Source organism: Mesorhizobium sp. M0074 (assembly GCF_040322975.1).
Classification (GTDB): Bacteria; Pseudomonadota; Alphaproteobacteria; order Rhizobiales; family Rhizobiaceae; genus Mesorhizobium.
Window position 1 is genome coordinate 82,714 of the sequence record NZ_JAMYUM010000018.1, and the last position, 21,526, is coordinate 104,239.

Consider the following 21,526-nt stretch of genomic DNA (forward strand, 5'->3'; position numbering starts at 1 on the left):
CGCTCGACGTATATGCTCCCACCCAGGTCTCCGGTTAAACTCGGGAGCAATACCGGCAGCTTGCTGTCAAAATTGTTGGCAGCAAATCCGCTCGCGATTAAAGCCCCTTCGTCGCGAGATTTTGCTTAGTTCGGCCATTCCTCGTCCTGCCAACCGCGCGCTGCGTGGATCACCCGCAAAATTGAAATGCTTTCCCGGCCGCCCTTGGCGGTCACGGCATAAGCGATGATGTAGGGCAGGCGACTCACAGGCTTTTCATAGGTGCCGGATAGACGGCCGGGTCGCCCGGTTGCCATTTCCCCAAGCGCGGCCCCTGCGTCCAGAATCCGGTCTGCGACCAGGCGCGCAGCGCGCGGATTATCCTGCGAGATATAGGCGATCTGTTCCTTGATGTCGTCCAGCGCACCGCGAGACCACTGAACGGCTCGCGTCACACCTTGCGGCCCATGCCGGCATCAATCGCGGCATAAATTTCTGCCATGGCCTTATCATGAGACACGATGCGCCCAGCTTCGACATCAGCAAGGCCGCGCTTGATACCTTCAATGATTTCAAGCTCGCGATCGACATACGCTGCGACGGCTTCACCTGCGAGGAACGACTTGCTACGCCGGGTGTCGGTTGCGATCCGGTCGAGCTTTTCCTTTACATCGGGACTGACGCGAATTGTCATAGTGGTGCTAGCGGCCATAGCGGTGTCCTGTGTTGATCTGTGTACACCTTAGCACAGAGCGCCGCGCTGGTCCATTATCCCTTGACCGCCGAGCCGACGATCGAATCCACGAAGAAGCGCTGCAGGAAGGCGAAGAGCATCAATGGCGGCAGCACGGCGAGCGTGGCGCCGGCCATGACCAGTCCTGTATTGAGGGCGCCTCTGTTGTAGCTGAGCAGGCGGCTGAGGCTAATGACGATCGGATAATCCTCTGCATTGCCCTGCAAAACTGTCAGCGGCCACAGATAGCTGTTCCAATGATAGACGAAGGCAAACAGCGCCAGTGCCGCGATCGCGGGCGCCAGACTGAATCGAGGATGCGCAAAGTCCCTATTTTGCGAGGCAATCGGCGCTTCACTGTGCGGGTACAAATAGAATGTGCGACCGTGCTGGCTTCCCAGCATCAGGATAGAGCATACGCCTGTAACCTTCATAGCCCGATGCCGCGCTTCTTTCCCAGGTTCCAATCCACGCCCCCCGTATCCGAGCACACGACCCCGATGACTTGATTACCCAATCGCTTTTCGAGCGACGGCGACCAGGGCACGAGCTTGAATTCGAGCCCATTGTCGATCATCGCGAGCCGGCCTGAAGCCAGCGAGAAACGCCGCCGGTAAATCCCAGCCACATGATCGCCGTTGGCAGCCTTCGTGAATGAGAGGCCCGTCTCGGCGGCGAGGCGGGCACCGAGCGATTCCACCTCATGATCGTGTAGAGTATCGATCAGATTGCGCACAAGAATGACGCGCTGTCCCTCGCGCCTGGCCAGATCGCGGCTGACAAGGTGGTCGACCCGATCTTGCAGTGCCTGTCTTACGTCCCTGCCAAAGCCGCCGTCACCGAATTCGGCAGGCTCGCGTGCAACGAGTTGGCGATCGAGCCAAGTCGCGCCGGAAGCATGGACCTGCTGTTCGATTGAGAGGTCGGAGCGGACCGCGAGCGTGACCCGGCCACCGCCATTTGCACTCGCATCGCGGCACAACTCCACGACCGAGCCCGGGTCGGAGTCTCCGGCCGCATCAGGGTCATGGAAGCGAATGTGGTGCGTGCGTCCATCAATGCCATCGACGATGGCATAGGCCGCGCCGCGCCGTTCGTCATCAAGGCCGCGTTCGAGCAGTCGGCCGATCACGGGCGCATCAATCTTTTCGGCGGCCAGCACATAGTCGGCCGTCCCTTTTTCTAGCCCATGCACAGTGAGGCTGCGGTGCATGCGCTTGATGGTGTCGCCGCGTTCACCGAGGGCGCGCAAAGTGGCCTCGGCCTCTTCGACCACCATCCACTGGCCGGGACCGATCTCGTTCGCGAGGCCCAGGCTTTCCAGTTGCCGCAGCCGGCCGACTTTGAGCCCCAGGAACTCGTCGGGCCGGCGATCAGGGTGTGGCGCGAGATCAATGATACCATGACGGTCGGCGTCACGAACAAGCTGGCGATCGAGCTGCGTCCAGCGCTCAGTGTCGACCTGGTGCTCGATGGCCTGGCGGATGTCGAGGTCCGTGCGGAGCCCAAGCGTCTGGGTGAGAATGTCGCTCGCCCGATCGCGCATGCCCTGGCGGATGTAGTCGCGCGAGATGACAAGGCTCTCGCCATCGTCGGCAACGCCGCGAACGAGGATGTGAACGTGCGGATGTTCGGTGTTCCAGTGATCGACGGCTATCCAGTCGAGCCTCGTGCCGAGGTCGCGCTCCATGTCGACCATCAGGTCACAAGCGAAGTTCTTGAGGTCGCCGAGCTCCATTGCATCCTCCGGCGAAACGATGAAACGGAAGTGATGCCGATCATCCTTGCAGCGGTCGCAGAAGGCGTCATGATCTGCATCTTTGGTGTCGGGACCGAACATCCTCGCCTTCTCACCATCACGTGTAACACCTTCGCGGCGAAGATATTTGAGATGGGTGGCGAGTGGCGCAGACCCTCTGAACTGCCGTACCACACGGGTCTTGACGACGGCGCCGCGTGAGCTGTCAGAGATGAGGCGACTGGCGCGGATGCTCGCTGACCTGCCGCGGCCAAACGTTGAAGCTCGCGGGGAGGTGATCCGACCCTCGCGTGTAAGGTGCCCGCCGGCGCGCTGTGTGGCCGCAAGAGCCTGGAAGATGAAGGGTCGTGCGCGCTGGCCGGCGCGGGAGCGGATGCGACCGGGGCGGACGCGAAAGCTATCGTCACGCTTCATGCTAGACGGCCACGAGGTGCGGTTTCCATTGAAAGACTGAAAAATTGGGAATAGCGCACATCGCTGATTGTGCCAGCACATTGCGAAATGAGACGAAAATCGTAAGGAAAACAATCGGCCGAACCGAGCCGCACCTCGCGGCCCTTTATCCTGCCAATCTCTCTGTTCTCATCCACAGCCAACCCTTCCGCCGCAATTTCCGCGACGGAACAGGCCGGAATGCAATTGAGGAGGAACGTGGCGATCATCGCGATATGGCTAAAGAGGGCTGAGCGAATAGGCCGGAAACAGCGTGGTTCGATTGGAAATCGGTTTCACCCGGCCGTGGCTCGATCGCGGTCAGGTCCGCAACAGGATTGCCCATTGGCGACCGCATTGCGGACGAATGAATCGCCGCAAAGATCGTCTCGCCATAACCATTGCCATCCGATGCAGTGGCGTTCCGAATGTCATGGGGATGCGCAAAGATCGTTGCACGGAGCGAGCTGGCTCTGCCCCTTCCCTGCCGCGCGCGCCGCGGACTGAGAACTGCACCATCGAGCAGCGGCGCGAGTTTCCTGACGTAGTCGACCGTCTCGCGTGGCAGCGGACGGCCGGTTATGAGATGTTCCGTGTACCGACCAGGACCGGCATTGTAAGCGGCAAGAAAGCCGCTGCGCCCGAAGCTGTCGAGCATTTCGCGAAGATATGCTGCACCTGCAAGAATGTTGTCACGCGGTTGATAGGGATCGTCACCGAGACGGTATTTGATGCGCAGTTCTTCCCACGTCGCCGGCATGATCTGCATCAAGCCCATTGCGCCCTTGCTTGAAAGCGCACGAACATCGCCGACGCTCTCAACATGCATGACGCCGCGCAGCAACCGCTCTGGAATGGCGAAGCGTTTTGACGCTTCCCGGATATGCCGCGACCACGGGCCAGCCGACAAGATCGTCGACTCGGAGTGCGCCGGCCGTTCACCATGAGAGGAAGCCGCTGCACCAGTTTCGGGCGCCACGAAGCCGAGCATGACACATGCGGCAAACGTCGTCATGCCTCTGTGGGCTGCATCCCGCAGACCGCAGAACCGATGCGCTGCCAGCCTGCGACGGTGTTCGCTTCCGTTAAGGGCAGGGGCTCGCCGATCGAACCGGCTTTGCCAAAACTGTGATGAAATCGGCGTCCGCAGCCACAAGCAAGTGTCCGGCCCCCTCTGGGCTGCCTCGCGGGCGGTCGGATCGAAGGGTTTGACCGGCGCGCAATGGATCAAAAGGGTTGGCGAGAAAGATTCGTCGAAGGGCTCCAGAAGCATCTGTTCAGCCTCGCCCGTCGCGCTTCGATGATCGGTTCCAGTGCAGGCTCCAGACGCTGTTCTCTGCATCGGACCGAAACAGCTTGGCGCGGATCGGCTGCGTAAAGGACGGGTCGTCAATTGAGACGGAGAGGTAATCCCCAGCCTTGTCTCCGGCGCGGTCCCAAGCCGCACCGACCGCCATCCCTTCGCAATAGATCAGATGGTCGGGCGCGTTTTCGGTTTTGGATTTCTCGGCAGGCAGGATGGCAATCTTCGCCTCGATTGTTAGCGTGGAGAGATTGCCGAAGAAGCCGTCATCATTGCGCGTGAAGGTTCCGATCTGGGTCATTGCAGTGCTCCTTTCTGAGTGTTAGTGCGCGTCGAGCCGAGCCGTCACGGCTCGCTAGCGAGGGGATCGTTGGTGATATCCAGCACCGGAGTGGTGCGCTCCGTGGTCCAGACGGGAACCGCACGGCCAACGATCGATGAGAGCGGGAGCGGGCCGAAATAGCGGCTGTCAAAACTGTCGGCTGCACCCGGATTCATAAGGAAGACGTCGGCCTCGGCAATGTCGCGGCAGCCCTGCCAGATGGGCAGGGGTCGACCGCGACTGTCACGCTCGCGCGCATGTCCATACGTCTTGCCGTTGACGATGATCGTTGTGCCTTGGCGACAGACGGTTGCGCCCCCGAGTGCCAAAATACGCTTCAGGAGCGGCACATTTTTCGGCAGATACCCGCGTCTTGCCATGAAGGCCGCCAATGGCTCGGGCGGCATGATGACGGCGATATTGGCAATACCGATTTTGTCGGCCGGCTGGACGCGATAGAGCCCGACGGGGATGCTCGCCGATGCGTTCCAGATGGATATCGGCGGATGGCTAATCCATGCCGGCGCCGCGGCGAGCACTGCGCCGCCAACCATGGTGGCGATGATCTTTGTGCGCTTGCTCATGACTTGATCCCGGGGCGCAGCAGGCAAGCTTTAAGACGCTTGCCCGTGTATGGACTCGGCTGCTCGCGTGCGGCTATCCGGCTGTGGACGTGCCGCCGTTGACGCGGCGACCTGAAGGTCAGGGTTTGCTGCTGTTTCGCCGCTACCAGGCGGCGCGGTTGCAATCTCCTGGCTTGCGCGTGGATGTTTTGCGACACAGCCCAGACCAGGATGGCAGCGTTCCAAATCGTTGCCATGCCGTGCACACTTGCCGCCTCTACGCAGGTCGATTCTTCGCGCGCATGAGAGTGGATCGGTGTCAGGCGGCGGGATTTCACCAATAAGACGAGCTGCCACGCCACGACGTCCCGCGTGCTGCGTGGAGGGAAGTCGGATGAGGGGACATGAGGCAGCGCAAATTGCTGCTGAACGGTCTCGCGATACTGCATTTTCGGTGCGCCACAGATCAGGAGCTGCGGTCGCGCCTGCCGACATAGGCGGGCGCGCGGGCTGCATGGGGTTTTGCCGGCGGAACATAGGTCGCGTTGGCATCGCTGGTGGAAGTGCGTGCGCCCAACTCTATCCAGGCGTGCAGGTCGTTGATGTCGTAGAGAACGCGCCCGCCGACCTTTCGGTATTTTGGGCCGGTGCCGTAGGTCCGGTGCTTTTCGAGTGTGCGGGCGCAGAGCCCGACGATGGGTGCTGCCTCCTTCGTGCGCAAATACTTTTGGGGCGCGTCCGCGGGACCCTTCGACATCGCTCGATCTCCATTCGGTTCTGCTGTCGTCCTGGCCTGCCGGGACGCGCGAAGTGGACCATGATCGAAATCAGGAAAGGCGAGGGAGGGCAAAGATTGGGGGGCGCGTTTTTGCTACCCCGAAGAAGGACTTCGGCGGCCGGACTTTTCGCTGCGGTTGTGGGGGTAGAAGAGAAGATCGCGATAGCCGCCGGCGACTAAAAAAGCTGCACGGCGTAAGATAGCTCGGACCTTGTGGCGGAGATGATGATCACGCCAATCTCGCGGCACAATCGGCTCCTGCGAAAACAGCACCTCCGCGAGCTGACGATAGGTTGCACCCGTGCGGTGACCATCATGTGCGCGTAAATTGAGGATATGCCTGATCTTGGTCTGTTGCGGCAGCGCGCCGTAAGATGGACTGGCTGCCCGGCCGTTCAGTGCGCGCCAGAACCGGCGCGCTGCATCGAGCCGCGTCTCGAATGCAGCGTCGAGCGGCAGAAGGATAGCGTTGAATTCACCGGCGCGGTCGTCAGCGACGAGATAACTTTTCCCAATTAAGGTAGACCAAATAATGTGAAGGCCTTCGTCCTGCGGCCAAACGCTGGCTCCGCCAAGGCTGGAAGGTCGAACTGTCTGATGGGATGCAGATACCCGCATGACCCTGAGCACGCGCGGCGAGGCCTGTTCTGTCCAGATGATATTGTCAACTTTCGGAAGTCCGGCACCGGCAGTTTTGAAATCGCGCGCCCCAACGGGCGGCGAGATCGGGCTGACCGGCAGGTTCTCCAGAACCAGCGAATTGCGATGCAAGCTGGCTGCACTCTGCCACGAATTCGTCATTCCGGATCAGATACTCGGCAGCGAACTCCGTAGCCTGGTAGCTGCACATGTGTGAATACGACGCCGGATCGGTCCAATCGCCTTGCACTGTTCCTGTCCTCTCCGCGTACCCGGATGTGAGGCGTCGGCGTCAACATTCCAGGGGGATAAGGAAGTTGGATAGTTTGAGAGTCGGCAAACCATTATGCCGATTCAGCAAAATGGAGCGCCGGCCGCGTCAGTGCGGAGCGCCGCCAGCGAGAAGATATCGGTAGCCGCTGGTCGTCATCCATCGCGCGCGGGCAAGATGGGTCTCCCAGGACCGGAACGCTCGTTCCGGCTCCTGCTCCGGGTCTATATGCAAGACGATCCTGGCCACCTCTCGCCAATCGGCATCTTCCGCTGCCGCGTCAAGCAGGCGAATGTAGGTGAGCAGACGCTCCTCGTCATAGCCGGTCAGGACCGGGGCATCCGGCGCAATGTCGGCGACATCAGGATCGAGCAGCGGTTTAAGCATGGTATTTGACCGTTCATATTTCGATCGCGATCTCGAAGGAGCCGTCCTTTAGATCGAGCACCAATCATAGCGAATAGGAACGATCATTCCTAGAACGATAGTTCCCTTTCTGGTCCCTAATCCGTCATGAATCTCAAGGAGATCATGGCGGCCAACATGCGTCGTCTGCGCCATGACCAGAACGTGACGCAGGAGGAACTGGCCGCCCGCTCTGGACTGAGCATGCGTTACGTCGGATCGATCGAGCGCGCTCGGGTCTCGGCCAGCATCAGTGTTCTTGGGAGGATCGCAACTGCGCTGAATGTGGACCCATGCGAGTTGATCAGAAAATCGGCACCGTGAGTTGACGCGGGAAGCACCGCGAATTTTCGATTATCGGCGAGGCAACATGCAGGAATGAAGTCTCCAGCCGGGAACACGACAGGTAGTCGCCCCAAAGTCCGACGGAGCTCGTTGCGCAGCGACTGCGCTCATCTTGTCGTGAAAAGGAGGACGGCCCCGCCCTGTTCGTCCGGGCGGAGCCTTGGTCGGGGCCTTACTCCGCGTTGCGGCGGCCGTTGGGGCGCGACCAGATGAGGCTGTAGCCTTCGCCTTCCTCATCGTTGAAGAGGTTGGCGTAGATCGGAGCAGTGAAGCTCGGATCGTCCAGCTTCACGCCGAGATAGTCGCGGCCGTCATTGGAGCGCTTGGACCATGCGGCGCCGATCTCGACCCGCCCGACGAAGACACGGTGGCTGGGGGCGCTGTCGCCAGAGCGGTTGGTCTCGGGCACGACGCGGACGTTCTTGGTCTGGAGCGAGAGAGTGACGATTTCGCCGGTGAACTCGTTGTTGCCGGTCCTCTTGAAGGTTCCGATTATCGCCATGAGTTTTCTCCTTGAACTCTGTTTCGAGCCCGCACCATTGCGGCCTCGATGGCGATCGGCGGGCCGGAGGCGATCGACGCCGCATCGCTTGCGACCGCAGCGCCAGCGGAGGATGGCAGCCAAGCGACTTTGTTGTTTGGCGAGGAATGACGGCGCAGCCGGCAGGGGAAGAAAGTCGATCGGCGCCATTGCGGCTTAGGCGATCGAGGCGCAGCCGACCTTCGGCCAGATCAGCCCATTAAAGAGGCCGTTTGGAGCGGCCCACCAGATAGAGACATCAACGGAGAACCTGGCGATACCGTCGCTGGCGAAATCCCGGCTACGACGATCACCGGCGTCGATGCTCCTCTGTACAGGCATCGCGAAGTCGCAAGCTGTTGTCAGCAACGCGCATAAGACACGCACGTGATGGTTCAAGTCACGGCTGACGTGCACCACCGGATATGCGCTATCTTTGGAACGAGACGGCACGCCGTGGTGGATTCGAACTGTGCGTCGCGCGATGCCGAGTCAGCGACGACGCTAACAATGCGACGGCCGAAAAAAGCATCCTGCCCACGCCGGTTGTTCGGTGAGTTCGCCCAGATCCAGGCCCTGTTCGGTTAAACAGGCGTCGTTATTCGCAGCTGTGATGCCAGCTGCGACGCAGCTGAAACGTTGACGGCAAGCGTGACGGCGTCGCGCGCCTTTGCTAGGGCGCGGACTTGAGTATCGCAAAAAGACGGGCGGCGCTGGGAGCCTGAGATCCGGCATCCCGGGCCAAGCACTCCAGCGAGCTGCAAATACAGTACGCGCTGCCCGATCGCGGCCGTATCGTACAATCGAAAAAAGGGTAGGGGCGGGCAGCGCTTACGCGCCGCCTCCCTTGGGGCGGAAGTCGAGGACTGGGATGCCGAGCTTCTTTGCCTTGTCTGCAAGATTGTCCTGAATTCCGGTCCCGGGAAAGACGATGACGCCTATCGGCAGTACCTCCAGCATTGCGTCATTGCGCTTGAACGGGGCGGCTTTGGCATGCTTTGTCCAATCAGGGGCAAAGCCGATTTGGGGTACCTTGCGGTGGTCTGCCCAACAGGAGGCGATCTTTTCGCCACCCTTCGGCGATTTGCCGTGCATCAAGACCATGTCGGGATGCCTGGCGTGGACCTGGTCGAGCTTGGCCCAGATCAGCTGGTGGTCATTGAAGTCGAGCCCAGCGGTGAAGGCGATTTTCGGGCCAGGTGGCAGAAGGACTTCCTGCGAGGCGCGTTTCTTGGCGCTGAGAAAGTCGCGGCTGTCGATCAGCGCAGAGGTCATGTTGCGGTGGTTGACCATCGATCCGCTGCGCGGTCGCCAACTCGATCCGGTGTGGCGCTCGTAGTGCTCCGCGGCCTGATCACGCATCAGTTCGAAGGCGCTTTGGCGTTCGATTAGCGTCTGCCCTTCGGCCGTCAGGCGTTCCAGGTCGACGGATTTCACTTCGCTGCCGTCCTGCTCACGCTGGCTGCGGCGTTGCGCCTGCTCGTTGTGATCGAGTTCGCGCTCGATCCGATCTGCGGCGCGGTGAAAGATGTTGACGGTCGACCACAGAAGATCGTCGAGATCGGGCTCGAGGCGAGTGTCTTGCAGTGCCGCGATGAGGGCGTCGAAGATGTCGGCGATCGCGCCGGCGACGCAGTGGCCCTCTGGAAGCGGTCGAGGATCAGGCTCATCCGCGAAGGGTCGGTAGCCATAGAGCTGGAGTTCGGTGAGGACGAGGTCGATGGGTGAAGACGAGTGCTGTGGTTCGTAGTCGTCATGCTCGCTCATTGGATGCTCCGCCGGTTGGACCGCGACCCTCGCGGCCTTCATGGCGACGGAAGCCGGCGGACGGGACGGACCTGCACCCGCAGCGAAGCGAAGGGCCGGAGTGTCAGCGGAGGAGGGTGAAGGCCGGCTATTTTGCTTCGCGATGGAAAGCGCTCCCTTGGGGAGCGCGCCGGAAAATAGTCGGCCGAAGACATTGCGGGTCCGGGTCGTTTGCTGGCCGATCGCCCTCTCGAAGGCCCGCAGGCGCGGTTCTCTCCGACTTCAGGAGCATCCAAGCGATGCAAGCGACAGCGGACAGGCTGTTCGTTCCGAGTTATCCCGCCACTGCCATGAAACGGCCGATGTCCTGCGGGGCGAGCTGAACACGGACTGCTGCTCGAACGGCATCCACGCCTAGCGTACAGAGATCTTCGTTGAGGTCCCCAAGTGCCGGCGAGAGCACGACCGCCTCGATCCCGGCAGCATTCGCTCTTTCGATCAAGGTGTCACGCGCGCCGTTACCGGCTGGATCGGCGTCGCGCACGATGTAGAGCCGTCTCAGCGTGAGGGGGAACAGCATGGCAGCAAGATGGGCGGCCGAAAGTGCCGCTGCCATAGCCATATCGGGCAGGATGCATCGAAGCGACAAGACGGTCTCGATGCCTTCGCCGCCCGCCATGACGTCGCCCGGCAGGCCAAAGCGAACCGCGTGACCGAGAAGATCGCCCATCGCGCGCCTCGGCGTACCGACCGATGCCTTGCCTCTGCCGGAAGGATCAAGCCAGGTGCGATGTGCGCCAGTCAAATGGCCGTCGAGATCGGTGACGGATGCGATCATCGCCGGCCAGGTCTCAGTCGGCGCGTGTTCGTCGGGCCGGTAGTAGCAGCGCGGGTGAAAACGCAGGCTTTCGGTCCCGTGCAAAGCGGTAATACTGCGGTTGCGCAGATACGCCTCTACGACCGTACCCGCAATCGGCTGCGACATCGTAAACAGCCGACGCGCTGCTTCAGATGATCCGGATGGCGTGTCTACCGATTTCGGCCGGGGAGAAATCTGCTCTGGTTCGGGATGCGGCAAGCCGAGAAACGTCATTGCTTCATTCGCAACGTCCTTGAAGTTGCTGAAGCCGCGGCTTTCGCGGATGACGTCTAGAAGGTCCCCATGCTCGCCAGTCGCCGCATCGGCCCACTTGCCGGCGGCTCCTTTTCCGTTCGCTGACCCGACGAGACGCACGAACATTGAGCGGCCCGGCGTGTTTTGCACATCGCCGACAAGCCAGTAGCGGCCCTCGCGATGCCCGTTTGAAAGATAGTAGCGACAAACCGCCTCAGCCTGCTGGCCGAGGCGGTGCGCCAGTTCTGACGCATCGTGGCGGGCCATCACGCATCCTCCCGCGTGTCGATGCGCTGGACTGGATAGCCCTTCAGCAACTTGCCCAGAATTGCGGGTCCAGATGCGTCGGCGGGCACGAACATGCGCAGCTTCCAGGAGATGATCTCTCGGAAGAGGCCTAAGCCGAAAGACGGTCACGCATTGTGTCGTTGAAGCCCGTCAGCTCGATTCGGCTGACGCCCATGAGGCGGCTGCGCCGAAGCTGCAGACCATCGGCGAGGTCGAGGATCGTTCGACCGCCCAGTAGCGCAACGAAAGCATCACTGGCTGTGATCGAAGGCGAGCTTGTTGCCAGTGCGCCTGCGATCCATGCTGGCGGGACCTGACGACCGATGATGCGCTCGCCATCGTCAGTCTGGAGCCGGTACACACGTGAGAATTCCCTGGGCAGACGCTTCCAGATCGGCAGCAGCATGCCGGCAACGACATGGATAGTGCTGTCCGTGAATTCGGGCACGTCAGCCGTCTCGACACTCCAGGCGTCAGCGAATGCAGCCTGCTCAGCCTCAACCCAGTGGCTCTCCGCCATCATCTTCAATGAGGCCTGATGGTGCTCCATCGGCCGGATCAGCCGGACGCGCCATTCGATCTCGCCATTGTCGAGCATCAGCGCTGGCGCTGGCACCTGTACGGCGGCGCGGCCGGATCGGTTGTTGACCAGGAGCTTCGCGCGGGGATCGTGAAGCTGAGCAAGGGCATCGGCAAGTGAAACGGGTCGATTGCGCTTGCGCTGGGCGATGGTCAGCAGTCGCGTTTCCGCACCGGTGGCGGCATGGACATGGATGACGCGTCGCTCGGTGACGACGAAGCTCTCCGCACGCAGTGTTTCCAAGCCGATGTCGTAGGCACCGGAGGCGATGGCGCCCTCGATTTTCGCATTTAGCAATTGCTCGAAGGCCGTAAACAGAACGGTTTGAAGCGCGATGGTGAGCGCCAGCAGCCGATTGAGGAAGGTCGTGATCGGCGGCAGCTCGTCCTTGATGCCGGTGGAGTCCGTCAGCGTGAGGCCGGTCGCCTCCTCGAACATCTGGAGTGAGCAGCCGTCCACCTTGTCGCGAACCAGCAGCAGGTAAAGCTGCCGCAGCGCGTCGCGGGCATAGTGCGACTCCAGATTGTCCTCAGGGCGAAATAGGCCCTGGCCGCCGGTCTGGCGCTGGCCGCGCGTAATGGCGCCCAATGTGTCGAGCCGCCGGGCTATCGTCGAGAGAAAGCGCTTCTCAGCCTTCACATCGGTCGCAACCGGCCGGAACAGCGGCGGCTGCGCCTGGTTCGTGCGGTTGGTGCGCCCCAAGCCCTGGATGGCGGCATCGGCCCTCCAGCCCGGCTCAAGCAGATAGTGAACTCGAAGGCGGCGGTTCTTCGCAGTGAGATCAGCGTGATAGCTGCGGCCAGTGCCACCGGCGTCGGAAAACACCAATATGCGCTTACAGTCATCCATGAATGCCTGTGCCTCGGCGAGATTGGCCGATCCGGCGCGGTTTTCGACGACAAGGCGATCGATGCCTCGAGTGCTGGTCTTGCGAACGACGCGGCGCGACCGGCCTGTCACTTCCGCTACGAGGTCGGTGCCGAAGCGCTGTACGATCTGATCGAGTGCCCCCGGGACGGGGGCCAGTGAAGCGAGTTGCTCGATGAGGCGATCGCGGCGGGCGACCGCTTCGCGGCTCTCGACGGGCTGGCCGTCGCGATAGACCGGACGTGACGACAAATTGCCTTCGCTGTCGGTGAACGGCTCGTAGAGTTGCACGGGGAAGGAATGCTGCAGATACGAGAGGACATATTCGCGCGGCGTGATGTCGACGCGAACGTCGTTCCATTCCTCGGTTGGAATTTCCGCGAGGCGCCGTTCCATCAGTGCCTCGCCGGTCGAGACGATCTGGATGACGGCGGCATGGCCTTGATGGAGATCGCGCTCGATCGAGCGTATCAGGGTCGGCGTCTTCATGCCGGTGAGCAAATGCCCGAAGAAGCGCTGTTTCGTGCTCTCGAATGCCGAACGTGCAGCCGACTTTGCCTGACGGTTCAGTGTCCCGGTCTCGCCTGTGACGTTGGCGGCCCGCATTGCGGCGTCGAGATTGTTATGAATGACGCTGAACGCTCCGGCATAGGCGTCGTAGATGCGGGTCTGCTCGGAGGTAAGCTGGTGCTCGACCAGCTCGTATTCGACACCATCGTACGAGAGCGATCGTGCCGTATAGAGACCGAGTGCGCGAAGGTCTCGAGCCAGCACTTCCATGGCGGCAACGCCGCCGGCCTCGATCGTCTCGACGAATTCGGCCCTGGTCGTGAAGGGCAAATCCTCACCACCCCATAGGCCCAAACGCTGCGCGTAAGCGAGGTTGTGGACGGTGGTTGCGCCCGTCGCCGAGACGTAGACGACACGGGCGTTCGGCAGGGCGTTTTGGAGGCGGAGCCCGGCGCGTCCCTGCTGTGAGGCGGCGACGTCGCCGCGTTCTCCCTTGCCGCCTGCGGCGTTCTGCATGGCGTGGCTCTCGTCGAAAATGATCACTCCGTCGAAGTCGGTGCCCAACCATTCGACGATCTGCCGCACGCGCGAGACCTTCTCACCGCGTTCGTCGGAGCGCAGCGTGGCGTAGGTGGTGAATAGGACCCCTTGATCGAGGCGGATGGCCTTGCCCTGCGGGAACCGCGACAGCGGCGTGACCAGCAGGCGCTCCATGCCGAGAGCAGACCAGTCGCGCTGGGCGTCTTCGATCAGCTTGTCTGATTTGGAGATCCACACCGCCTTGCGGCGGCCCTGCATCCAACTGTCCACGATGATGCCGGCCGACTGGCGGCCCTTGCCGGCGCCCGTCCCGTCGCCGAGCATGAAGCCCCGGCGGAATCGCACGGCGTGCGCAGCATCGTCGCGCCCGGCAGAGACAAGATCGAAGGTGTCGTCCACCGTCCAGGAACCGGCGAGGAACTCCGAATGGGCCTCGCCGGCATAGATGATTGTTTCTAGCTGCGCGTCGGACAACAGGCCGTCGCTGACAACCTTGGCAGGAAGAATCGGCCGGTAGCTCGGCTTCGGCGGAGCAACGGATGCCATCGCCGCCGATTGAACCAGCTTGGTCGGATGCGGATGGGCGCCCGGAATGCGGATCGCCTGCAACCCGTACTCCTCATAGATGCCATCGGTGATGTGCCTACTTTCGGCAGGCCTCCAGTCCAAAGTCTCGTAAGCAAGCTCGGCGCCTTCCGGCTCGGCGAGGCTGCGCACCGGAGAGGAAGCGGCGGATCTGGCGAGATCACCGCGCACCGTGCGCGCTGTGGGCCCCAGTGCCTTGACGGCGGGCGCAAAAGCCGAAGCGCTGACCGGCAGCCGTGCGGGAACGTGCTCGCCAATCCTGGCGATCAGTGTGGCGACATCGGGCGCCGTGCCGGCTGATGCTGGAAAGGTGCCTGGAATGTCGGCCGGCAGTTTGTCGATGACGGTCAGCCGGGTCTCGACGGTGGTGCCATGCCTAGCGTAGACGGCGCCGTCGATCGCGGCGGTGAACACCACGCGACCGCGCTCCTGGAGCCTGACGAAGGACTCGCGCCAGATGGGCAGCTCTGGGGAAAAATTTGCGCCAGTGATTGCGACAAGCCGCCCGCCCTCGGCGAGCCGGGCCAGCGCAGAGGCGACGTGACGATAGGCAGCGTCGGACACGCGACCCGAGACATTGGCCAGAACCGAGAACGGCGGGTTCATCAGCACGACGCTTGGTGCAATGCCGGGATCGAGATAATCATCGATCTGCGCTGCGTTGAAGCGAGTGACGGGGATAGCCGGAAAGAGCAATGAGAGAAGCCCGGCGCGGGCCTCGGCCAGTTCGTTGAGCAGCAACGTGCTGCCGCTGATCTCGGCCAAAATAGCAAGTAACCCGGTGCCGGCGGAGGGCTCAAGCACGCGGTCGGCAGGGGTGATTGCCGCGGCAGTCACGGCCGCCAGACCGAGCGGAATGGGGGTGCTGAACTGCTGAAGCGCTTCGGTCTCTTCGGAGCGGCGCGTGTGAGTTGGGAACAGGCCGGCAATCTTGCCCAGCATCGGAAGTGCGGCGGCCGCAGAACCGGCTTTGCGGAAAAGCGACTTTCCGTATTTGCGCAGGAACAGCACCGTCGCGACTTCGCAAGCGTCATAGGCTGATTTCCAGTCCCATGCGCCGGACGCATCGGAGGCACCGAAGGCAGCTTCCATGGCGGAGCGAAGGCTCGAGGCGTCGACGCGCTGACCGCGTTCGAGATGGGGCAGAAGAAACTGCGCCGCGCTGTGGATGGCGGCAGCTGGTTCGACAGCCGGGGATGAGACAAGCGGAAGCGGCACTGCCGGAGCGGCAGTCTTCGAAGAAACATCAAGCATGGAGAAAACCTCGAGGAGAGCGGAACGGGAATGAACCGGGCGGCCCTCTCTCTCGACCAATCCGGCTCAAATCCGCCCTGGCCGGCCTCTCCCCTCTGGACTGCGGTCCTGCCGATAACGATCCTTCTTCGATCCAGGCGCTGCGCCGCTACCCGCCGTCAGTCCAACGACGACAGCGGCAACGCGGTTGGCAGCCCGGGGGCGATATCTTGGCACGCAGTGGGGACGGCGGGGCAGCAGCCGCCGAGCGAGAAGGACGCGGCAGAAGCGGCCAATTGGCTTTGCCCGTGTGTGAGAAAGTGAGCGTCCGGCAGGGGTAGGAAAGGGCGCGGTCCGGCCGAAGCCGCTCCGCGCGAGGCGATCTATTCAGCGGCCATGTGCGGTTCGCTGTCTTCAATCTGCGCATCGTCGTCTGAGAGGAATTCGGGCAGCTCTTCCCCATAGCCGTCGGCGCCGGCGCCGCTATCAGCGCCAGCACTGCCGTCGAGGTCGACCAGGCGCAGCGGCTCGGGCAGCCAGCCACTATCGGTCAGCAAGCGCTCGGCTTCCTTCGCCATATCACCCTTCTTCAGATGGTCGATAAGCTGTGCGGCCTGTTCCCCCTTCGCCTCTCGCACTGCCTCGAGAATGCGAGACTTGGTGATGCGGCCGAGATAGTTTTCGACTGTCGGTGTCCAGCCGGCGTCGACCATATCGAGACCGACCGCGCGTGCCAGTCGATCAGCTTGCGCGATCCGCTGCCGAACCCCGTGTGCCGAGATAGCGCCGCCATAGCGGTCGCCTTTCTCGTGGAGCGCGTTCACGCCGTAGCTGACGCAATGGGCGAGCAACGCCGCGCGGCTGGTCTCATCAAGTGAGGCGATCCAGTCCCAAAGTGCATCGTCTTCGGTCGGCAGGTCCGATTTCCAGGCCTCATGGCGTTCGGCCACCGATTTCGCCGAGGGGCTGTCCTTCAGGTCACCTGCCTGCAGAGGGAAGAAGACGTGACGGATCGAGGCCTCCAGGCACCCGTTCGTTGTGCGGTGCTGGAACGTGTCAGTGACCAGCTTGTGCAAGAGCGCTGTCATGGCGACGTGAGGGTTGCCGGCAACCGCATCGCGCAACGCCAGTGTCCGGTGTGCGGTCAACTCTGTCACCAGTCGGTCCGGCAGGGGCTTGACCGCATCGTCCTCGTCTTCCTCGCACTCGACTGCCTGGCCGCCAATGGTGACAACGGCACGGTGCACCGACGAGCTGTCGGCAGCCCCGTACCCGCCGTCCCTTTTCGATTCATTCGCGCCGTCAAATGACATCGGCGGCACGTCCTCAGGCCGGAGAAAGCCGCGGTCGACCGAGAGTGAGCCGTCAGTGTCGATGCTGACGAACGCGCCGGCGATGGCGATGTCGGCCGGATCGAACTGCTTTGGGCGCTTGTCGAAATTGGCGAGCGCGGTCTCGATTTCACCGAGTCGCTGATCGACGTCTTCGGGCAGCTCGTCAGCACCCTCATATTCGGTTTCAAGCTTGGCATGCTCGGCGTTGAGGGCATCGATGGTAGCCTGCTCCTCGGCAGAGAGATCGAGCGGATCACTCTGCAGCTGATACAGCCCACGCGTTGCGTCGTAGGGGAAGCTGACAGCGACCTCGACCCACTTCCAACCCTCGGCTGCAACTTCCTGGGCAACCGCCTTGAGCTTCTCGGTGACCAGGCGGTCCAGCAGCGCTGCATCCTGCAGCCAGCCGCCGTCATCCGACTGGAACAGGTCGTGCATGACGATACCACCCGCGGCCTCATAGGCGTCGGTCCCCACGAAGACGGCGCGCTTGTCGGAGGCGCGCACCGTCGTTTCGGTCAGCATGCGCCGGATTTGATAGGGCTCTTTCGACCAGGCATCCCTGATTGCCTTCCAGATATGCTCCTGGCGAGCGCGGTCTTCAGAGACCGTGAAAGCCATGAGTTGCTCCAGCGTCATCCCGTCATCGGCATACACATCGAGCAGCACTGGGGAGACAGAAGCCAGCCTAAGCCGTTGTTTAACGACGTTGACCGGCACGAAGAAGGCTGCGGCAATCTCCTCCTCGCTCATGCCTTTTTGGCGCATGTCCTGGAAGGCGCGAAACTGATCGAGCGGGTGCAGCGGCGCTCGCTCAATGTTCTCTGCGAGCGACACCTCCTCGGCAACGATCGCGCTGTGACGGGCGCGCACGACACAGGGCACGAGGGCGGTTTTGGCGAGGCGCTTTTGCTTCACCAGCAGCTCAAGCGCGCGGAAGCGCCGGCCTCCGGCAGGTACCTCAAACATGCCAGTCTCGTTACCGTCGCTGTCGACGACGGGCAAGACGCTGAGGCTCTGGATCAAGCCGCGGCGGGCGATCGAGGCCGCAAGATCCTCGATCGAGACGCCGACCTTGACGCGCCGGACATTGGACTGGGAGAGCACCAGCTTGTTGAAGGGAATGTCGCGCGAGGACGATAGGGTGATCTTCTGAACGGCAGTAGCCATCGGGATGTACTCCGCGACGGGCGGCCGAGAGCCTCTCTCTCGACCTCCAAACCCGTCATGAGAATTCCGTCACTCCTCGCCCTCTGATGTGCTCGGCAGCCACGCGACACGTGTCGCGGAGCAGCAGGGCGGTCCTGGCGCTCTGCAACGACTTCGCCGCAGCGGGGTCCGGCATCGAGGCAGACTTCGGTCATGAACGCATCCGCAGGAAGACGCCGAACTGGAAGCGGGCGGCCATTACGCTGCCTCCCGCCGATCGTCGTCAGCGGCGACTTTGTCGGGCAAGAACCCCAACAGATAATCCGCAGCCCTGCTTGCCAGAGAGGCGGCGCGAACGATCGCACGGTTATCCTCGCGCAGCACCTCCAGCCACGAGCCGATATAGTCGGCGTGACGCACGGTCGGCGTGATGCCCAGCGAGGCGCCGCAGAAAGCCGCACTTATCTCGGCAACCAGCTCTTCGAAGGCATACTTCTTGGTGCCGAAGGAACCAGACAAATCCCGGTTGAGGCGTGAGGCATGACCGGTGGCGTGCCCGAGTTCATGCAGGGCGGTCCGGTGCCAATTGATCGGCTCGAAGTAGGCTTGGGGTGGCGGGACCCGCACATAATCGTGGGCCGGAGCGTAGAAGGCGCGGCTGCCACCAACCCGGAAATCGATCCCCGTCTGCTTGATCAGCCTCTCGACCTTGGGCTCGATCAGGCCGAGTAGGGGCGGGGGCGTGGCCATTGCAACACCGTCGGGCAGCCCGTCGCACTGCGCGGCGTTGAACACCGTGAAGCGTTTGAGGAATGGGATCGAACGGGCTTGCTCGCCGGTTTCGCGGGCGCGTTTTTTCTCGTCGTCGGGCACGAACCGATCGGCGTAGACGACCGTCGTTCCATGCTCACCCTTGCGGACGCTGCCGCCAAGCGCGAGCGCCTGGCGGAAGGTCAGCCAGCTCTGTCCTGAAAAACCCTGCTCGATCACCGAACCCCAGAGGATCAGGATATTGATTCCAGAGTATCGCCGGTCGGTGGCGGCGTTCTTCGGCATGGCGAGCGGCGCCTTCGCAGCCGCCATTCCCCATGGCTGAACCCAGGGCAGCCGACCGGCCTCCAGCTCGCCGATGATCTTGTTGGTGATATCGTCATATACGCTGGCCCGGGTCGGGGCAGCCTGGTGCTGATGCTTGGTCATTGCGAGTCTCCGCGCCGGGCGCCGGGAGCCTCTCTCCCAGCTTTCAACCCATCAATGCGCCAAGCGCGGCCCTCTAACTCTATGGACTCGAACGAAGATTGCGGTTGCTGACCAACTCCGAGGTGAAAGACACCGTTCGAAACCGCAGCGTGAGGCGATCAGCAGAACCCACTAAAGCCGGGCGCGCGGGAGTAGGCCCAAGAGACCCGGCAATGAGTCCATGGAAACGGAAGCCGCACAGATAGCCGAAGCCAGTCAGGAGCGGTTTCACCGGCCACGGAAGTGGGGAGCCAGCCGAAAGGCTCGTGGAGTGCGCGTCAGCGCAACCGTTCCGATTAGCAGGTCAAAGGAGCATCTTTGCCGCAGGCGCTCCAGTCGGCGCTTTTCGCAGCCGTATATTCAGAGAAAAGATCGTGCGGCAGGGCATCCGGAATGGCGAGACAGAAAGTGTGCTCAATGCGACCCGCGATCCGTCTGTTTCCGAGCGAAACTATCGGACCATAGAGATTGGCTGAGGGCTCCGTTTTGAAAATCCCCGACCAATTCGACGAGACCACGCCCCTGCGCGTCGCGATTGCAGCACGAATTGCCTTTCCCGATGGCTCGATGTGCGCAGCCGGCCTACGCAAGGAACGTGACGCCGGCCGACTTGAAACCGAGCTAATCGCAGGAAAGGAGTACGTCACCTTGCTGGCGATCACCAGAATGAGGGAACTATGCCGCGGGCGTCGAAAGGGCCACGCCTCGTCTGGCGCGGCGAAAGCTGGAAAAAAGACGGAACGCTCCGAAACAAAGCTGGATGGTTTATCCGCGATCGAACAACGTTCATCAGCGCTGGCAGCGGCGAAAAAGGCCATCCAGGACCTGAAGCTGAAAAGGCGCTCGCGGCCTACATCGCCGGCAAGTACCACCGAGCGCGCGGTGCCGAAGATGTCTTGATAGCCGATGTCGTCAGCGTCTACCTGAGAGAGGTTGCACCGAAGCATGCCGCGCCGGAAGAGACGGCGGCTCGGCTGGACAACATCCTCGATTTCTTCGGTGAAAAGACGCTCGCCGCTATCAACGGCAAGCTTTGCCGCGACTACGTCGCGTTCTGTCCCACCGAAGCCGTTGCGCGCCGCCAACTCGAGGATTTTCGTGCAGCCATCAACTACTACCGCAGGGAAGGCCACACGACTGCCGCACCGACGATTGTCCTGCCTGACAAGGCCGGTGCGCGCGAGCGCTGGTTGACGCGCAGTGAGGCGGCCGCCCTTATCTGGGCCGCGTGGCGTATGAAGCAGAAATGGAAGGGCCAGGAGAGCGACCGGCGTACCGGGCGACACCTCGCCCGCTTCATGCTTGTCGCGCTTTATACAGGAACGCGCTCTGCCGCAGTTTGCGGTGCCGCCATCCGTCCCACCAAAGGGCGTGGTTATGTGGACCTCGACCGCGGCATCTTTTACCGCCGCGCCGATAGCGCAAAGAAGACCAAAAAACGCCAGCCGCCTGTGCGCTTGCCGGACAGGCTGTTGGCGCATCTCCGCCGCTGGGCGTGCACAGATCTCGATATCAGGACCAAGGCGCGCGGCAAGAGCGCAAATATTGGTCGCAAGATATCGCAAGACTTTGTGGTGGAGTGGAATGGAAAGCCGGTGGGGTCGGTCAAGAAGAGCTTTAGGAGAGCTCGCGACGCTGCCGGCCTCGGTCCCGACGTCACTTCGCACACGCTTCGCCACACCGCTGCGACCTGGCTGATGCGGGCCGGCGCCGACATGTGGCAGGCCGCGGGCTTTCTCGGCATCACCGTGGATGTTCTGATCGATACTTATGGTCACCATCATCCCGACTTCCAGGCAGACGCCGCCGAGAAGATCGCCAAGAAGCACGTCGCCGCCAAGGCGACGAAAACCTCGCTCAGGATAGGTGGCGATGAAAACGTGAACTTGGCCCGATCGCACCACAGGTTCCCCACACAAAGCCCGAAAGGAAATGCAATCATTGCGGAGCGAGCGTGCCGAAGGAACCCGGGAACCTGCGGCTTTGCCGGTAGCGCACATCGTTCGGGACGATGGGGTCGCAGGTTCAAATCCTGAGCGCGCTCAGGTCCCTCCTGTCTGAGCGACCACGGGGCGAGCGGTTGAGCGAACAACAGAACCGCTTGTTGAACGCGCCGTGTCAGATCGAGCTTTAGACCCAAGGCTTTTCTGTAACGAACGCTGGCTATCGACCTGAACGTTACCTTGGTGGCGATCGATGGTGTGATATCACTTCGGAACATACCCTAAAATGACCGCTTTGCGCCGTATGCACGAACCTGCTTCGCGGGAGGGTCGCCTGGTTCTGAGGTGA

The 21,526-nt window shown here is 62.1% G+C and carries 22 protein-coding genes; 3 read left to right on the forward strand and 19 right to left on the reverse strand.

What is annotated here, in order from left to right:
- Positions 1 to 125: 125 nt before the first annotated feature.
- The 13 genes from NKJ73_RS23080 to NKJ73_RS23140 form a co-directional block, all read right to left on the reverse strand.
- Positions 126 to 434, reverse strand: a complete 309-nt coding sequence (locus NKJ73_RS23080; protein WP_023674278.1) for a type II toxin-antitoxin system RelE/ParE family toxin — start codon at positions 432 to 434, stop codon at positions 126 to 128.
- Positions 431 to 691, reverse strand: a complete 261-nt coding sequence (locus tag NKJ73_RS23085; RefSeq protein ID WP_031211112.1) for a CopG family ribbon-helix-helix protein — start codon at positions 689 to 691, stop codon at positions 431 to 433. Before NKJ73_RS23085 ends, NKJ73_RS23080 begins: the two co-directional genes overlap by 4 nt.
- A 56-nt stretch (positions 692 to 747) precedes the next feature.
- Positions 748 to 1,146, reverse strand: coding sequence for an ABC transporter permease family protein (locus NKJ73_RS23090; protein ID WP_245274603.1), 399 nt, complete (start codon positions 1,144 to 1,146; stop codon positions 748 to 750).
- Positions 1,143 to 2,885 (reverse strand): relaxase/mobilization nuclease domain-containing protein, encoded by a 1,743-nt coding sequence (locus tag NKJ73_RS23095; RefSeq protein ID WP_031211113.1) that lies wholly within the window; start codon positions 2,883 to 2,885, stop codon positions 1,143 to 1,145. Before NKJ73_RS23095 ends, NKJ73_RS23090 begins: the two co-directional genes overlap by 4 nt.
- Positions 2,882 to 3,133: a hypothetical protein gene (locus tag NKJ73_RS23100; protein WP_156937256.1), complete on the reverse strand. Its 252-nt coding sequence runs from the start codon at positions 3,131 to 3,133 to the stop codon at positions 2,882 to 2,884. Before NKJ73_RS23100 ends, NKJ73_RS23095 begins: the two co-directional genes overlap by 4 nt.
- Complete coding sequence (locus tag NKJ73_RS23105; RefSeq protein ID WP_352571221.1) at positions 3,130 to 3,894, reverse strand: lytic transglycosylase domain-containing protein; 765 nt, start codon at positions 3,892 to 3,894, stop codon at positions 3,130 to 3,132. Before NKJ73_RS23105 ends, NKJ73_RS23100 begins: the two co-directional genes overlap by 4 nt.
- 286 nt (positions 3,895 to 4,180) lie before the next feature.
- Positions 4,181 to 4,507: a DUF736 domain-containing protein gene (locus tag NKJ73_RS23110; RefSeq protein WP_023674284.1), complete on the reverse strand. Its 327-nt coding sequence runs from the start codon at positions 4,505 to 4,507 to the stop codon at positions 4,181 to 4,183.
- A gap of 44 nt (positions 4,508 to 4,551) precedes the next feature.
- Positions 4,552 to 5,112 carry a S26 family signal peptidase gene (locus tag NKJ73_RS23115; RefSeq protein ID WP_352571222.1) on the reverse strand — a complete coding sequence of 187 codons (561 nt, stop codon included), beginning with the start codon at positions 5,110 to 5,112 and terminating at the stop codon, positions 4,552 to 4,554.
- Positions 5,109 to 5,540, reverse strand: a complete 432-nt coding sequence (locus NKJ73_RS23120) for a replication initiator protein A (protein WP_023674286.1) — start codon at positions 5,538 to 5,540, stop codon at positions 5,109 to 5,111. The genes NKJ73_RS23115 and NKJ73_RS23120 overlap by 4 nt, the downstream gene beginning before the upstream one ends.
- A gap of 17 nt (positions 5,541 to 5,557) precedes the next feature.
- Positions 5,558 to 5,848: a helix-turn-helix transcriptional regulator gene (locus tag NKJ73_RS23125; RefSeq protein WP_023674287.1), complete on the reverse strand. Its 291-nt coding sequence runs from the start codon at positions 5,846 to 5,848 to the stop codon at positions 5,558 to 5,560.
- A gap of 114 nt (positions 5,849 to 5,962) precedes the next feature.
- Positions 5,963 to 6,487: a DUF2285 domain-containing protein gene (locus NKJ73_RS23130; protein ID WP_352571244.1), complete on the reverse strand. Its 525-nt coding sequence runs from the start codon at positions 6,485 to 6,487 to the stop codon at positions 5,963 to 5,965.
- A 46-nt stretch (positions 6,488 to 6,533) separates the two neighbouring features.
- Complete coding sequence (locus NKJ73_RS23135) at positions 6,534 to 6,719, reverse strand: transcriptional regulator domain-containing protein (RefSeq protein WP_352455880.1); 186 nt, start codon at positions 6,717 to 6,719, stop codon at positions 6,534 to 6,536.
- Positions 6,720 to 6,887: 168 nt separating this feature from the next.
- The gene (locus NKJ73_RS23140) at positions 6,888 to 7,166 is read right to left on the reverse strand and encodes a DNA -binding domain-containing protein (protein WP_023674289.1); all 279 of its coding nucleotides are present in this window, start codon (positions 7,164 to 7,166) and stop codon (positions 6,888 to 6,890) included.
- A 126-nt stretch (positions 7,167 to 7,292) separates the two neighbouring features.
- On the opposite strand from NKJ73_RS23140, the gene NKJ73_RS23145 reads away from it, so the two are divergent.
- Positions 7,293 to 7,508, forward strand: a complete 216-nt coding sequence (locus tag NKJ73_RS23145; protein ID WP_023674290.1) for a helix-turn-helix domain-containing protein — start codon at positions 7,293 to 7,295, stop codon at positions 7,506 to 7,508.
- A gap of 193 nt (positions 7,509 to 7,701) precedes the next feature.
- Here the strand turns inward: NKJ73_RS23145 and NKJ73_RS23150 are convergent, their stop codons facing one another.
- From NKJ73_RS23150 to NKJ73_RS23175, 6 genes are all read right to left on the reverse strand, one after another.
- Positions 7,702 to 8,031: a DUF736 domain-containing protein gene (locus NKJ73_RS23150; protein WP_023674291.1), complete on the reverse strand. Its 330-nt coding sequence runs from the start codon at positions 8,029 to 8,031 to the stop codon at positions 7,702 to 7,704.
- Between the two features lie 849 nt (positions 8,032 to 8,880).
- Positions 8,881 to 9,816: a DUF2493 domain-containing protein gene (locus NKJ73_RS23155; RefSeq protein WP_352571223.1), complete on the reverse strand. Its 936-nt coding sequence runs from the start codon at positions 9,814 to 9,816 to the stop codon at positions 8,881 to 8,883.
- 313 nt (positions 9,817 to 10,129) lie between these two features.
- Positions 10,130 to 11,176 carry a DUF7146 domain-containing protein gene (locus NKJ73_RS23160; protein WP_352571224.1) on the reverse strand — a complete coding sequence of 349 codons (1,047 nt, stop codon included), beginning with the start codon at positions 11,174 to 11,176 and terminating at the stop codon, positions 10,130 to 10,132.
- Positions 11,177 to 11,306: 130 nt separating this feature from the next.
- Positions 11,307 to 15,533 (reverse strand): strawberry notch-like NTP hydrolase domain-containing protein, encoded by a 4,227-nt coding sequence (locus NKJ73_RS23165; RefSeq protein WP_502905396.1) that lies wholly within the window; start codon positions 15,531 to 15,533, stop codon positions 11,307 to 11,309.
- Between the two features lie 362 nt (positions 15,534 to 15,895).
- Positions 15,896 to 18,016 (reverse strand): ParB/RepB/Spo0J family partition protein, encoded by a 2,121-nt coding sequence (locus NKJ73_RS23170; RefSeq protein WP_352571225.1) that lies wholly within the window; start codon positions 18,014 to 18,016, stop codon positions 15,896 to 15,898.
- A gap of 237 nt (positions 18,017 to 18,253) precedes the next feature.
- On the reverse strand, positions 18,254 to 19,195 hold the full coding sequence (locus tag NKJ73_RS23175; protein ID WP_023674298.1) for an ArdC family protein: 942 nt from the start codon (positions 19,193 to 19,195) through the stop codon (positions 18,254 to 18,256).
- Positions 19,196 to 19,702: 507 nt separating this feature from the next.
- On the opposite strand from NKJ73_RS23175, the gene NKJ73_RS23180 reads away from it, so the two are divergent.
- Positions 19,703 to 20,134, forward strand: coding sequence for an excisionase (locus tag NKJ73_RS23180; RefSeq protein ID WP_352571226.1), 432 nt, complete (start codon positions 19,703 to 19,705; stop codon positions 20,132 to 20,134).
- The gene (locus NKJ73_RS23185; protein WP_352571227.1) at positions 20,131 to 21,270 is read left to right on the forward strand and encodes a tyrosine-type recombinase/integrase; all 1,140 of its coding nucleotides are present in this window, start codon (positions 20,131 to 20,133) and stop codon (positions 21,268 to 21,270) included. The genes NKJ73_RS23180 and NKJ73_RS23185 overlap by 4 nt, the downstream gene beginning before the upstream one ends.
- Positions 21,271 to 21,526: the final 256 nt, after the last annotated feature.